The organism is Enterobacter sp. T2, assembly GCF_010692925.1.
Lineage (GTDB): Bacteria > Pseudomonadota > Gammaproteobacteria > Enterobacterales > Enterobacteriaceae > Enterobacter > Enterobacter kobei.
In genome coordinates, this window is the sequence record NZ_CP048736.1 from 3,595,369 (window position 1) to 3,609,842 (window position 14,474).

General features: G+C 56.9%; 11 protein-coding genes. 2 read left to right on the forward strand and 9 right to left on the reverse strand.

All coding sequences use genetic code 11. The annotated features are described in order from the left end of the window. Positions 1 to 14: 14 nt before the first annotated feature. The 5 genes from glnB to purL all read right to left on the reverse strand — a co-directional run bounded on the left by glnB (position 15) and on the right by purL (position 8,329). Positions 15 to 353, reverse strand: a complete 339-nt coding sequence (gene glnB, locus G0034_RS17245) for a nitrogen regulatory protein P-II (protein ID WP_003860685.1) — start codon at positions 351 to 353, stop codon at positions 15 to 17. A 65-nt stretch (positions 354 to 418) separates the two neighbouring features. After that, positions 419 to 1,756: a two-component system response regulator GlrR gene (gene glrR / locus G0034_RS17250; protein WP_014884832.1), complete on the reverse strand. Its 1,338-nt coding sequence runs from the start codon at positions 1,754 to 1,756 to the stop codon at positions 419 to 421. Beyond that, on the reverse strand, positions 1,743 to 2,480 hold the full coding sequence (gene qseG, locus G0034_RS17255) for a two-component system QseEF-associated lipoprotein QseG (RefSeq protein WP_032635835.1): 738 nt from the start codon (positions 2,478 to 2,480) through the stop codon (positions 1,743 to 1,745). Before qseG ends, glrR begins: the two co-directional genes overlap by 14 nt. A 1-nt stretch (position 2,481) precedes the next feature. Next, complete coding sequence (qseE, locus tag G0034_RS17260; RefSeq protein ID WP_014884834.1) at positions 2,482 to 3,909, reverse strand: two component system sensor histidine kinase QseE/GlrK; 1,428 nt, start codon at positions 3,907 to 3,909, stop codon at positions 2,482 to 2,484. Positions 3,910 to 4,441: 532 nt separating this feature from the next. Continuing rightward, positions 4,442 to 8,329, reverse strand: a complete 3,888-nt coding sequence (gene purL, locus G0034_RS17265; RefSeq protein ID WP_023331091.1) for a phosphoribosylformylglycinamidine synthase — start codon at positions 8,327 to 8,329, stop codon at positions 4,442 to 4,444. Between the two features lie 268 nt (positions 8,330 to 8,597). Between purL and mltF the strand changes: the two genes are divergently transcribed. After that, a complete protein-coding gene (gene mltF, locus G0034_RS17270) occupies positions 8,598 to 10,148 on the forward strand; it encodes a membrane-bound lytic murein transglycosylase MltF (RefSeq protein WP_179121138.1) in 1,551 nt (516 codons plus the stop codon). On the opposite strand, the gene tadA is transcribed toward mltF, so the two are convergent. From tadA to murQ, 4 genes are read right to left on the reverse strand one after another with little or no spacing between them, the layout of a single operon-like run. Further along, entirely contained in the window at positions 10,036 to 10,575 is a 540-nt protein-coding gene (tadA, locus tag G0034_RS17275) for a tRNA adenosine(34) deaminase TadA (RefSeq protein WP_014884837.1), read from the reverse strand. The genes mltF and tadA overlap by 113 nt on opposite strands. A gap of 24 nt (positions 10,576 to 10,599) precedes the next feature. Further along, a complete protein-coding gene (gene yfhb, locus G0034_RS17280) occupies positions 10,600 to 11,235 on the reverse strand; it encodes a phosphatidylglycerophosphatase C (RefSeq protein WP_023331092.1) in 636 nt (211 codons plus the stop codon). Positions 11,236 to 11,238: 3 nt separating this feature from the next. Next, positions 11,239 to 12,600 (reverse strand): PTS transporter subunit EIIC, encoded by a 1,362-nt coding sequence (locus G0034_RS17285; protein WP_014884839.1) that lies wholly within the window; start codon positions 12,598 to 12,600, stop codon positions 11,239 to 11,241. Positions 12,601 to 12,611: 11 nt separating this feature from the next. Next, positions 12,612 to 13,505 (reverse strand): N-acetylmuramic acid 6-phosphate etherase, encoded by an 894-nt coding sequence (gene murQ / locus G0034_RS17290; RefSeq protein WP_032635831.1) that lies wholly within the window; start codon positions 13,503 to 13,505, stop codon positions 12,612 to 12,614. A gap of 118 nt (positions 13,506 to 13,623) precedes the next feature. Between murQ and G0034_RS17295 the strand changes: the two genes are divergently transcribed. Further along, positions 13,624 to 14,472 (forward strand): MurR/RpiR family transcriptional regulator, encoded by an 849-nt coding sequence (locus G0034_RS17295; protein WP_014884841.1) that lies wholly within the window; start codon positions 13,624 to 13,626, stop codon positions 14,470 to 14,472. Positions 14,473 to 14,474 lie beyond the last annotated feature (2 nt).

Here is a 14,474-nt window from a genome sequence, read left to right on the forward strand (position 1 = left end):
AACTGTTGGCATCGTTAAATCGCGGCGTCGTCTTCTTCGCCGGTACGGATACGGATCACGCGCGCCACGTCAAAGACGAAGATTTTACCGTCGCCAATTTTGCCCGTCTGCGCCGTGCGGATGATGGTATCCACGCAGGTATCGACGATGTCATCGCTGACCACGATTTCAATTTTCACTTTCGGCAGAAAGTCGACCATGTACTCTGCGCCACGGTAAAGCTCGGTGTGGCCTTTCTGACGACCAAAACCTTTCACTTCCGTCACGGTCATCCCGGTGATGCCGACTTCCGCCAGCGCTTCACGCACATCATCCAGTTTGAAAGGTTTAATAATCGCATCAATCTTTTTCATGGTGGGTCCTTAAACGCTTGCCTGTAAGCTGCCTCGTAATCGATTGCTCACAGTACCATACGGCATTACTCTTTAAAATCGTTTGCTTCCAGCTCGTGGCGTGAGAGCAGCTTGTAAAACTCGGTGCGGTTGCGTCCGGCCATTCGCGCTGCGTGGGTCACGTTGCCTTTGGTGATCTGCAGCAGCTTGCGCAGATAGTTCAGCTCGAACTGGTTACGCGCTTCGGCGAACGTCGGCAAGGCCGTGTTTTCCCCTTCCAGCGCCTGCTCCACCAGCGCATCGCTGATAACGGGCGATGACGTCAACGCCACACACTGCTCAATCACGTTTACCAGCTGGCGAACGTTACCCGGCCAGCTGGCCGCCATCAGCCGTTTCATCGCATCGGTGGAAAACGCGCGGACAAACGGTTTATGGCGATCGGCCGCCTGGCGCAACAGGTGATTCGCCAGCAGCGGAATGTCTTCAGCACGCTCTGCCAGTGCCGGGATTTTGAGATTCACCACGTTCAGACGGTAGTAGAGGTCTTCACGAAACTCGTTGCGCGCCATCACTTTTGGTAAGTCGCGGTGGGTGGCGGAAATAATTCGTACGTTAATATCAATATCGCGGTTGCTGCCCAGCGGGCGCACTTTACGTTCCTGAAGCACGCGCAGCAGTTTGACCTGTAGCGGCGCAGGCATGTCACCAATCTCGTCGAGGAACAGCGTGCCGCCTTCCGCGGCCTGGAACAGCCCTTCCCGGCTGCTTACCGCGCCGGTGAAGGCGCCACGGGCATGACCAAACAGTTCGGACTCAAGCAATTGTTCCGGAAGCGCGCCGCAGTTAATGGCAATAAAGGCATTTTTGCTGCGCGGGCTGGCGTTGTGGATCGCCTGCGCCAGGATCTCTTTCCCGGTTCCACTCTGGCCGTTAATCAGCACGCTGACATCGGACTGGGCGACCATCCGCGCCTGCTCAAGCAGACGTAACATGATCGGGCTGCGGGTCACAATGGATTCACGCCATGCGTCGTCGCCAGAGGGTGCCGCGTGCTCCAGCGCGCTGTCGATGGCTTTGTAGAGTGCGTCTTTATCTACCGGCTTGGTGAGGAAGCTGAATACGCCCTGCTGGGTTGCGGCGACGGCATCCGGAATTGACCCGTGTGCCGTCAGGATAATCACCGGCATGCCCGGCTGCTGCTTCTGGATCTCCGCGAACAGCTGCAGGCCGTCCATTTCGTCCATCCGCAGATCGCTGATGACCAGATCAATTTTCTCGCGGCTAAGGACTTTCAGCCCTTCCTGTCCGCTTTCCGCAGTCACTACGCTGTAGCCTTCACTCACCAGACGCATCCCCAGCAGCTTTAACAGCCCGGGGTCGTCATCCACCAGTAAGAGATGGGCTGGTTTACGGCTCGTCATGCTTCACATCCTCTTGTTTCTGCGTGTCGCTGTCCGGTGCTGCAGATGCGCTACCAGGCTGATATTTGCGCGACGAGAGCTGTCTTTCGATATCGGTCAGGTTTTCCAGCTTGCGCGTCGTGGTATCCAGCTGAGTGCGTAAATGCTGTTGCTGTTGACGCAGCGTATCAAGTTCGCTGTCGGTGGACTGCTGGAGCTTACTGTAGCGAGAGCGCTCTTCAGACAGCTGAAGCTGTAATGTCTGACCATCCCGCCAGAGCTGGTATACCGGTCGTACCTGTACCGGGAGCGCGATCGTAAAGGTATCCAGCCGGGTCACATTAGCCCGGCGTTCGACGGGGGTGATTTTCGCATCGGCCAGTAGAATTCCACGCTTGAAAGCGTCCTGCCAGGTATCGTCATCCAGCATCGCCGCTTTCGAACGGGCGTCCACCGGCGCAAGACGCTGGGCACAATCTATTCCGCGCAGCCAGAACAGCGGATTATTTTCGACATCATGCCCTGACAAATTCCAGATGTCGTCACAGCGGGTAGAGAGGAAATCCGCCAGCTGGTTATCCGGCCATTTATCTTCTTGTTTACCGCTTATCGCACTTTGTGGCGCATGGGAAACGCACCCTGCCAGAAATAAACAAGGTAAACCCAGGCGAAATTTGTTGCTGGAAAACACCGCACGTACGGCGCGGAAAAAGACGTGTGACATACTCACCAGACTTAGATTCATTTTATTGGTTTTTCCGGCTCAGGGGCAGTTCAATACGGAAGCAAACATCCGCACGTTCGTCCGTGGCAATGTTTAGCTCACCCTGCATGCGTCGTATGCAGTCCCGGGCGATGCTTAAGCCCAGACCACTTCCTTTTACCGCACCCTTCCGCTGATGACTCCCCTGGAAAAAGGGTTCGAAGATCATGGTTTTTTCGTCATCAGGGATCGGGGTGCCGGTGTTAGCGACGTCAATAAACACCCGGGAACCCATCGTATAACTTCGGATATAAATGTTACCGGATTCAGTACCATAGTGCACCGCATTGGAGTAAAGATTATCCAGAACGCTCATTAAAAGCATCGGTTCAGCGAGACAGGCAGGCGCACTCAACTCCACCCCGGTATGCATCATTTTAGCTCTTGCTGGCAAGCTATGGGCGGAGATCACCATATCCACCAGCGGCGCAATCTCGACCTCTTCAAGAACGACCGCCCCGTCAGCCAGCTTGCGGTTGTAATCCAGCAGTTGTTCAATCAGCTTTTGCAGGTTGCGGCTGCTGGCATCCAGAATCTCAACAATTTCTTTCTGTTCTGGCGTTAGCGGCCCTGCCACCTCATCTGCCAGCAGCTCCGTTCCTTCACGCATGCTGGCGAGCGGCGTTTTCAGTTCATGGGAAATATGGCGCAAGAACTGATGACGCTGGGATTCCAGCCACGCCAGACGCTCAGACAGCCAGATAATACGCTGACCAACGGAGCGCAGCTCGCGAGGGCCTTTAAAGGAAACCGAATCCCCGAGCGATTTCCCCTCTCCAAGACGGTTGATCATACGCTGAATGCCCTTCACCGGGCCGATGATCATACGGGTAAAGAGCAGAACCAGCCCGAGACTCACCAGGAAAAGCACCAGTGCCTGCCAGCCGAAGAACTGCCCGCGTTCGGCTATCTCCTGCTGCAGCTGCTGACCGCGAGAGAAAATGACCGTGCGGGTTGACTGCACCATCTCGGTGTTGGCGGCAGCAAACGCTTCAAGACGCGCGGCGGCGGCGGCATCCGGCCCGCTATTGTGGCATTGCAGCTGCGCAAGATCGTTCAGATCCTGACGCAATGCCTGGTACAGCTTGTCGTCGGGCAACACGCCCGCATGCGCGTCCAGCATCTCGCTGTAGCGCTTGCGCTGACTCTGGTAAACCTTTTCCAGCGTCCGATCGTCAAGCACGCAGTACTGGCGATAGCTACGCTCCATCTCCAGCGCGGCGTTGGTCATCGCTTCACTGCGTCTGGCGTCGATAAGCGTGGTGCGGTTAGTCAGTGCGGCCTGAGCGCTCAGCGCGTTAAGGCTTTGCCACGCCTGCCAGGCGAGGATCAGCAATGGCAGCAGGATTAGCAGGAAGGCCATCATCACGAGCTGTCGCAGGGAGCGGGGAAAAACGGGCCAGCGTTTCAACGCATTACTCTCTTCATGGGGGTTTACGCAGAGCGTAACTGAGTCTGCCCTTCAGATACAACAAAGCCGGGTAAAAACCCGGCTTTGTTATGGAATAAGGCGGTGCCTAACTCGACGTTTCGCCCTGGCCTGATAAAGCATCGCTATGATCAGTAGTTGGACGGCAGGCACCTTTTTGTGCGTCATTCGAAGTTTATGTAGCACGTCCCGAAGGGGCTGACATAAGAAGGTGAATGAGCCACTGGTTAATATTATGCAACACCCGTGCCAGAATGCAAAACAAAACATTAACACATTGATATATAAACATTTTACCAACTTCACCTGTTCATTATCGTTTGAATGATTTCCAGGCTAAGTGTCGCTATTAAGCAACACCTTAACAGGAACCTGTTCTGCCATATATAAATCAATGAGTTAAATGTCTCCTTTTGGAGACAGTCGCAAACCGTCTTTGTCGCAATTTTGCGACACGCATAAAAAAGCCCGGTGCGCTACGCTTACCGGGCCTGGAAGGTACCTGCTTTACATCTTAACCCAACTGTTTACGCGCATTGCGGAAGATACGCATCCACGGGCTGTCCTCGCCCCAGTTTTCCGGGTGCCAGGAGTTGCTCACGGTACGGAACACGCGCTCCGGGTGCGGCATCATAATGGTTGCACGACCACTTTCGCTTGTGACTGCCGTAATACCGTTGACCGAGCCGTTAGGGTTAGCCGGATAGGTTTCGGTGACCTTGCCGAAGTTATCGACAAAGCGCAGCGCCACCAGACCTTTGCTTTCAAGCTGAGCCAGATGTGCTGCATCACGCACTTCTACCTGACCTTCACCGTGGGACACGGCGATTGGCATCTGTGATCCGACCATGCCCTGCAGCAGCAGAGATGGGCTTTGTGTCACTTCCACCAGGCTGAAGCGCGCTTCAAAGCGGTCAGACTGGTTACGCACAAAGCGCGGCCAGGCTTCGCTGCCCGGGATAAGCTCGCGCAGGTTGGACATCATCTGGCAACCGTTACACACGCCCAGCGCCAGCGTCTGCGGACGGTGGAAGAAGGTTTCGAACTCGTCGCGCACGCGGCTGTTAAACAGAATGGACTTCGCCCAGCCTTCACCGGCGCCCAGTACGTCACCGTAAGAGAAACCACCGCAGGCCACCAGCGCCTGGAAATCTTCCAGACCGGTACGCCCGGCCAGCAGATCGCTCATGTGAACGTCGATGGCGTCAAAGCCCGCACGATGGAAGGCAGCCGCCATTTCAACGTGGGAGTTAACGCCCTGCTCGCGCAGCACGGCCACCTTCGGACGTGCACCCGTCGCAATGTACGGCGCGGCGATGTCTTCGTTGATGTCGAAGGAGAGCTTCACGTTCAGGCCTGGATCGCTGTCGTTAGCCTTCGCGTTATGCTCCTGATCGGCACATTCCGGGTTATCACGCAGGCGCTGCATCTGCCAGGTCGTTTCCGCCCACCACATACGCAGCGTGGTGCGGCTTTCGCTGAAGACGGCATGACCGTCAGCTTCAATGACAAAGCGGTCGCCCTGTACGGCTTTACCCAGATAATGTACGCAGTCTGCCAGACCGTGCTGCGCAAGAATGGCTTCAACCGCATCGCGGTCTGCCGCACGCACCTGAATCACCGCGCCCAGCTCTTCATTGAACAGCGCTGCCAGGCGGTCTTCACCCAGAGAGGCAATATTCGCCTCCACACCACAGTGGCCGGTGAAGGCCATCTCTGCCAGCGTGACCAGCAGTCCGCCGTCGGAGCGGTCGTGGTAGGCCAGCAGCTTACGCTGCGCGACCAGCGCCTGAATTGCATCGTAGAAGCCTTTTAACTGGGCCACGTCACGCACATCGGCCGGTGTATCACCCAGCTGACGATAAACCTGCGCCAGCGCCGTGGCACCCAGCGCGTTGTGACCTTTACCCAGGTCAATCAGCAACAGGGCGTTGTCTTCGGTCGCAAGCTGCGGCGTCACGGTGTGACGTACGTCTTCCACGCGCGCAAAGGCGGAGATGATCAGCGACAGCGGAGAAGTGATCTCGCGCTGCTCGTTGCCTTCCTGCCAGCGGGTTTTCATCGACATGGAGTCTTTGCCCACCGGAATGGTCAGCCCAAGCGCAGGACACAGCTCTTCGCCCACCGCTTTCACGGCTTCATACAGGCCCGCATCTTCGCCAGGGTGACCGGCAGCGGCCATCCAGTTAGCGGAGAGCTTGATACGTTTGATATCGCCAATCTGCGTCGCGGCAATGTTGGTCAGCGCTTCACCCACAGCCAGACGGGCGGACGCGGCGAAGTCCAGCAGCGCCACAGGCGTGCGTTCGCCCAGGGCCATCGCTTCACCGTAGTAGCTGTCGAGACTCGCGGTGGTTACGGCACAGTTCGCGACCGGGATCTGCCACGGGCCGACCATCTGATCGCGCGAGACCATACCGGTTACGGTACGGTCGCCAATGGTGACCAGGAAGGTTTTCTCTGCCACCGCCGGCAGGTGCAGCACGCGGTTGACCGCTTCTGCAACGGTGATGCCCTGGCGATCCAGCGCTTTGCCCGCTGCTTTACGCGTTTGCACGTCGCGGGTCATCTTCGGCGTTTTACCGAGCAGAACGTCCAGCGGCAGATCGATCGGCTGGTTGTCGAAATGGGTGTCGCTCAGGGTCAGGTGCTTCTCTTCGGTCGCTTCGCCGATGACGGCATACGGCGCGCGCTCACGGCGGCACAGCTCGTCAAACAGCGGCAGTTGATCCGCTGCAACCGCCAGAACATAACGTTCCTGGGATTCGTTACACCAGATTTCCAGCGGGCTCATGCCTGGCTCATCGCTCAGGATATCGCGCAGGTTGAAGCGGCCACCGCGTCCGCCATCGCTCACCAGCTCCGGCATGGCGTTAGACAGACCGCCCGCGCCCACGTCATGGATAAAGAGAATCGGGTTCGCGTCGCCCAGCTGCCAGCAGCGGTCGATGACTTCCTGGCAGCGACGCTCCATTTCCGGGTTGTCGCGCTGAACGGAAGCAAAGTCGAGATCCGCATCTGACTGACCGGAGGTCATGGAGGATGCCGCGCCGCCGCCCAGGCCGATGTTCATCGCCGGGCCGCCCAGCACGATCAGCTTCGCGCCAACCACGATCTCGCCTTTCTGGACGTGATCGGCACGGATATTGCCGATCCCACCCGCCAGCATGATCGGTTTGTGATAGCCACGCAGCTCTTCGCCGTTATGACTGTCCACTTTCTCTTCATAGGTACGGAAGTAGCCGTTCAGTGCCGGACGGCCAAATTCGTTGTTGAATGCCGCGCCGCCCAGTGGACCGTCGGTCATGATATCCAGCGCGGTCACAATGCGCTCTGGCTTGCCGAAATCCTCCTCCCATGGCTGCTCAAAGCCCGGGATGCGCAGGTTGGAGACGGAGAAACCAACCAGACCCGCTTTTGGTTTCGCACCACGTCCCGTTGCACCTTCATCACGGATTTCACCGCCTGAACCGGTGGCCGCACCCGGCCACGGGGAAATTGCCGTCGGGTGGTTGTGGGTTTCCACTTTCATCAGGATATGCGCAGGCTCCTGATGGAAGTCGTAACGACCGGTAGCGTGGTCAGCAAAATAGCGCCCAACCTCGGAGCCTTCCATCACCGCGGCATTGTCTTTATAGGCAGACAGCACGTGGTCGGGGGTTTGCTCCATGGTGTTTTTGATCATTTTGAACAGCGATTTAGGCTGCTGTTCGCCGTCAATAATCCAGTCGGCGTTGAAAATTTTATGGCGGCAGTGCTCGGAGTTGGCCTGCGCGAACATGTAGAGCTCGATGTCGTTCGGGTTGCGGTTCAGCTTAACAAACGCATCCTGCAGGTAGTCGATTTCGTCTTCTGCCAGCGCCAGGCCGAGACGCAGGTTAGCGTCAATCAGCGCCTGACGGCCCTGCCCCAGCAGGTCTACGCTTTGTACCGGCGCAGGCTGATGGTGGGAGAAGAGCTTCTGTGCGTCATCAAGAGAGGCAAACACGCTTTCCATCATGCGGTCATGCAGCTCGGCGGCAACCGCCTGCCACTGCGCGTCGCTCAGGGTCGAGGCGTCAACGTAGTAGGCCACGCCGCGCTCCAGACGGTTAATCTGGCTCAGGCCGCAGTTGTGGGCAATGTCGGTGGCTTTAGAAGACCAGGGGGAGATGGTGCCCGGACGCGGCGTCGCAAGGATCAGTTTGCCGGTTGGCGTATGGCTACTCAGATTTGGGCCATACTTGAGCAGGCGTTCCAGCTGTACGCGCTCCTCTGCATTCAGGGGGGCATTCAGGTCAGCAAAATGGACATACTCAGCGTAAATATTGCTTACCGGAAGGTCGGCCGCCTGAAAACGTGCCAGCAGTTTGTTAATACGGAAGGCAGACAGTGCAGGCGAACCACGCAGAATTTCCATCATAAGTCTCTCGTCTTCGAAGCGCCGGGGCGCTTTCAGTGTGCGCAAGGGGGGAAAACGGGCGTCATTATAGAGAATCCTGAGCGCCGACGAAACCGTTTGCGTGGAAATAAAATTGGCCGAGACATTTAGCAATAGATGTGACCTGTCTCTCTAATTGGTTGCCAAGTGGCGCAAGTTTACGCAAAATGCCGCTCATTCAATGGCAAACCTGATTATCAAACATGGCTACAGCATACTGAGGCAACCGGCGTCGCAGAGAATTAACTAATTGAAAAAATTAAAGATTAATTATCTGCTCATCGGCATTGTTACGTTGCTGCTGGCAGTGGCCCTCTGGCCTTCCATCCCCTGGTTCGGTAAAGCCGAAAACCGTATCGCCGCCATTCAGGAGCGGGGGGAGCTGCGCGTCAGTACGCTCAACTCTCCGCTGATTTACAGCGACATTAACGGCAAAATTATTGGCCTTGATTATGAACTGGCGCAGCAGTTCGCCGATTATCTTGGCGTGAAGCTTAAAATTACCGTTCGCCAGAATATCAACCAGCTGTTCGACGACCTTGATAACAACGATGCCGACATACTGGCAGCCGGTCTGGTCTATAACAGTGAGCGTAGCAAAAACTATCAACCGGGCCCGACCTATTACTCCGTTTCGCAACAGCTGGTCTATCGCGTCGGGAGTCTGCGGCCACGCACGCTGGCCTCCATTAACGATCAACAGCTGACCATTGCGCCCGGCCATGTGGTGATTGAGGATCTGCGTGAGCTGAAAGAGAAGAAATACCCCGACCTGAGCTGGAAGGTTGATTCGAAACTGGGCACAACGGAGCTGCTGGAGCAGGTAAAAGATCAGAAACTGCCCTACACCATTGCCGATTCGGTTGCGATCAGTCTGTTCCAGCGCGTGCATCCTGAAATTGCCGTAGCGCTCGACGTTACCGACGAGCAGCCGGTGACCTGGTTTAGCCAGCTCGATGACGATCAGACTCTTTCTGCGGCCATGCTCGATTTCTACAACACCATCAATGAAGACGGCACGCTGGCACGCCTGGAGGAAAAATATCTCGGCCACGGTGATGACTTTGACTATGTTGACACCCGCAGCTTCCTGCGCGCGGTAGATAGCGTCCTGCCAGACCTGCAGCCATTATTCGAAAAATACGCCCAGGAGATTGACTGGAAACTGCTGGCGGCTATTTCGTATCAGGAGTCCCACTGGGACACCCAGGCCACCTCCCCGACCGGCGTGCGTGGCTTAATGATGTTAACCAAAAATACCGCGCTGAGCCTGGGCGTGAATGACCGTACCGATGCGGAACAGAGCATCAGCGGCGGGGCTCGCTATCTGCAGGATATGATGGCCAAAGTGCCGGAAACGGTGCCGGAAGAGGAACGGATCTGGTTTGCGCTGGCAGCCTACAATATGGGCTACGCGCATATGCTTGACGCGCGGGCGCTGACCGCGAAAACGAAAGGTAACCCGGACAGCTGGTCAGACGTAAAGCAACGTCTGCCGCTGCTAAGCCAGAAGCCGTGGTATAACAAGCTGACTTACGGCTACGCGCGCGGACATGAAGCCTACGCCTACGTGGAAAATATCCGTAAGTATCAGATTAGCCTGGTCGGCTATCTGCTCGAGAAAGAAAAAGAGGCGACAGAGGCAAGACAGCTGGCTGAGAGTTATCCGGTTGTGGCGCCGGACGAGCTTAATCGTCCGACAACTTCAATTCTGCCTTTTGTTGCTTTTTCTGCTGACGGCGCATTCGAAAGAAATCGCTTAATAGCGCCGAACACGCTGGTGCAAGTACCCCACCGATAGTTTTCACCTGGTGATTCATCCCTGGATGACCCAGCACGTCCAGCAGAGAACCGGCCGCACCGGTTTTTTCATCCCGCGCGCCAAAGACCAGCGTACCAATCCGGCTGTGCACCATCGCGCCGGAACACATCACGCACGGCTCAAGCGTGACATACAGCGTGGTATCAAGCAGACGATAGTTTTGCAGCACCATTCCGCCCTGACGAAGGGCCATGATTTCAGCGTGCGCAGTCGGATCGTGACGGCCAATCGGGCGGTTCCACCCTTCCCCTATCACCTGGTTATTGTGGACAAGCACGGCACCCACGGGCACTTCTCCCTCGTCCCAGGCGCGCTGGGCAAGCGTAAGCGCATGGCGCATCCAGTATTCATGATCGCGTTCAGGGTTGCACAACGGTTGATACTCCAGTCTAAAAGCGGGCGGCATTATACACACCCGCTATAGATAAGACTATTCGAGTTGCTGAAGTTCGCCTGCGGGCGTGACGCGCCAGCGATGCTGGCAAAAATAGAGCAGCGGGTTGTCCTGTTTGCTGTCGCTGTAGCCGCTGTAGAGACGCAGCGGCGTGCCGATTCGTTTCTCCAGCTGCACCACTTTTTCATGCCCCAGGCAGCGCATACTCAGTACCCAGCCGCCGTAACCACGGGCAATTTGTGTGGCGATAAGATTCACGCGCGGCAGCCAGGGCGTATCAAAATAAACCTGTTCAACCAGCGTCTGCGGGGAGCCCGTGATCAACCAGATGTCGGCATCGTTGGCGTCGAGGTAACTGGTGAGGCGCGCCTGTACAACCGGGAACGCGGCGACATGACCGCGAAACCAGTGCGCAAACTCCTTTTCTAGCTGTTTTAGCCGCGCTTCGCTGTGGCCAAACGTACATCCCCAGAGCAGCAGGCTCATCGGCCAGCGCGCCGCCCGGCCTTTCACCAGCAGCGCGATGCCGATCGCCGGTAACAGCGGTAAGACGAGCAGCGCATTCAGAGGCTGGCGCCGCAGCAGGTAGCGCATAAACGTACCAAACATATCCTGCTGATGCAGCGTTCCATCCAGATCGAAAAAGACAACGCGACGCTCGTGATTTGCCAAACCTTACTCCTCTGGGTCGTTGAATCCTAACAGCCAGGTAAACAGGAACCCGGCGATCACCGCTACAGAATAGCCTAACAGATAGAGCATCACTTTTCCGGTCACGATAGTTAACGCCAGCGGCAAACCGGAGAGACCAAACGTAATGACGGTAGCAACTTTCCAGTAGCTGATGAGCGCCCCGCCGACCGCGCCGCCCAGACAGGCAGCCAGGAACGGTTTACCCAGCGGCAACGTGACGCCAAAAATCAGCGGTTCGCCAATGCCGAGCAATCCAACCGGAAGCGCGCCTTTAATCACTTTTTTCAGGCGTGCGTTGCGGGTTTTCAGCAGTACGGCAATCGCCGCACCGACCTGCCCCACCCCCGCCATTGAGAGTATAGGCAGCAGCGCGTTGTAACCGTGCGCCTGCACCAGTTCGACGTGGATCGGCACCAGTCCCTGATGCAGACCGGTCAGCACCAGCGGCAGGAAGGTGCCTGACAGCACCGCCCCCACTAACAAACCGCCGCGGTCAATGGCCAGAGACGCGCCATGAGCGATGGCATCAGAGATCCATCCCCCTAATGGCTGAAGAACCACAATCGCCACACTACCGGTAATTAACGTGGTCAGCAGGGGGTTGAGGATGAGTTCAATCGAGCCGGGCAATACCGCGCGAAGTCTTTTCTCAATCCAGCACATCAGGATGACCACCAGCAGCACGGCAATCACCCCGCCGCGACCAGGCTGGAGCGCCTCGCCAAACAGCGTAATTTGCGCCAGCTGCGGGCTGGAGAGAATGCCCGCCATCACGCCCCCCATCGCCAGCGAACCGCCAAACACTTTGGCAGTATTCACCCCGACCAGAATGTTCATAATGGCAAACACCGCGCTGCCGAAGATCCCCAGAATACCCAACAGGTTCGGATACTGGGTGGCAAAGTCCCCGACGATATCCGGACGCTTGAGAATATTGATAATCCCGGTGATCAAGCCGGAAGCAATAAACGCCGGGATCAGCGGGATAAAGACATTTGCCAGCTGTCGTAGCGCGTCGCTCATGGGGGCTTTGTATTTCGCCTTCGCCTGCGCTTTGGTGCGCGCAGCATCGTCGAGCGTCACACTCGCGCCGCCGCCCATCAGCGCGCGCATGGCATCAACCACCTGCGCCGCTTTCCCCGGCCCGACGATCAGCTGGTGTTGCTGCCCCTGCTTCACGTAACCGCTGACACCGGAAAGCTTCTTCAGGCCCGGCACATCCAGCTGGTCGTCGTTATGCACCTCGACGCGCACGCGCGTCATGCAGTTTTCCAGACGCTGAATATTCTCTTCTCCGCCGATCCCTCGCAGGATATCGCTGGCGAGCGCTGCTGTTTTGTCCATACACGCCTCTGTTAGTTTTCTAATGCCGCCCGTAAGAAGCCATTATGCGCATCGAGTCTGGCTCGCGCGGCTGCCGCATCCAGCCCGCTTAAGATCATCAATATGGCGGGTTTGACATCGTGATCGGTCTGTTTAAGCACTGCTTCTGCCTCTTCACGGCCTGCGCCTGTCGCCTCCATCACCATACGGCAGGCTCTGTCCACCAGCTTGACGTTAGTGGCCTGCATATCCACCATCAGGTTCTGATACACCTTGCCGAACTTCACCATCGCACCGGTGGAGATCATATTGAGCACCAGCTTTTGCGCGGTACCGGATTTCAGGCGCGTGGAGCCGGTGAGCGCTTCTGGCCCGACAACCGGGGAGATGGCGATGGCGGCCACCTGAGCGATTGGAGAGCCGGGGTTACAGGAGATGGCGACCGTCGTGCAGCCGGTCTGGTTGGCGTATTCCAGACCGCCAATGACGTACGGCGTGCGCCCGGATGCCGCCAGCCCGACGACCAGATCCTTCGCCGTCAGAGTAAGTGCCTTCAGGTCATCCTCACCCAGCTGTTTGTTATCTTCCGCCCCTTCAACGGCTTTCAGCAGTGCACCAGGCCCCCCCGCAATCAACCCGACCACCAGCCCATGCGGCACGCCAAACGTTGGCGGACATTCGGAGGCGTCCAGCACGCCGAGACGGCCGCTGGTACCGGCGCCCATATAGATAATGCGGCCACCCGCTTTGAGGGCTTCCGCCGCCGCATCGACCGCTTTCGCTACCTCAGGTAATGTCTCTTTCACTGCCTGCGCGACCAGCGTATCCTGTTGATTAAAGCGGTTAACCAGCTCCAGAGTAGAGAGCGCATCCAGATCCATGGTTTGCGGGTTACGCGTTTCAGAAACAAGTGAGCCAAGATTCATTTTTTGTACCTCAAGAATTTTTAATTCATAATAATCACACTATAATGGAATATAAAATTCATTCAGGCGAGCAAAATTCGTATTTGCGTAGACAATCACATTTCCGCCGGGAGTACTTATGAACTGTTTAATTCGCATTCGCCAGCGCTACGCCGGCTTTGCTCAAAGCGACAAAAAACTGGCGGACTTTCTGCTTTCTCAGCCTGACCGCGCCCGTCATCTCAGCTCGCAACAGCTGGCAAGCGAAGCCGGGGTAAGTCAGTCAAGCGTTGTGAAATTTGCCCAGAAGATCGGTTTTAAAGGCTTCCCTGCCCTTAAGCTGGCAATTAGCGAAGCGCTGGTGAGTAATCCCAATCCGCAATCTATGCCGGTGCATAACCAGATCCGCGGGGATGATCCAATGCGTGTGGTCGGGGAAAAGCTGATTAAAGAGAACGTTGCGGCCATGCATGCCACCCTCGACGTGAATACCGAAGAGAAGTTACTGGAAAGCGTGGCGATGCTGCGAGCGGCGCGGCGTATTATTTTAACCGGTATTGGCGCATCCGGCCTGGTGGCGCGTAATTTTGGCTGGAAGCTGACTAAAATCGGTTTTAACGCGATTGTCGAGCAGGATATGCACGCCCTGCTGGCGACCGTGCAGGCGATGGATCCTGAAGATCTGCTGCTGGCCATCTCCTATTCCGGTGAGCGCCGCGAGATTAACATGGCAACGGACGAAGTGCTGCGCGTCGGCGGCAAAATCCTCGCCATCACCGGGTTCACCCCGAATGCCCTGCAACAGCGGGCCACGCGCTGTCTGTATACCATTGCCGAAGAGCAGGCCACGCGCAGCGCGGCGATCTCGTCAACCAGTGCGCAAATGATGCTGACGGACCTGCTGTTTATGGCGCTGGTGCAGCAGGATTTAGAGCGGGCGCCAGAGCGCATTCGCCATAGTGAAGAGCTGGTAAAAAAACTGGTCTGAGT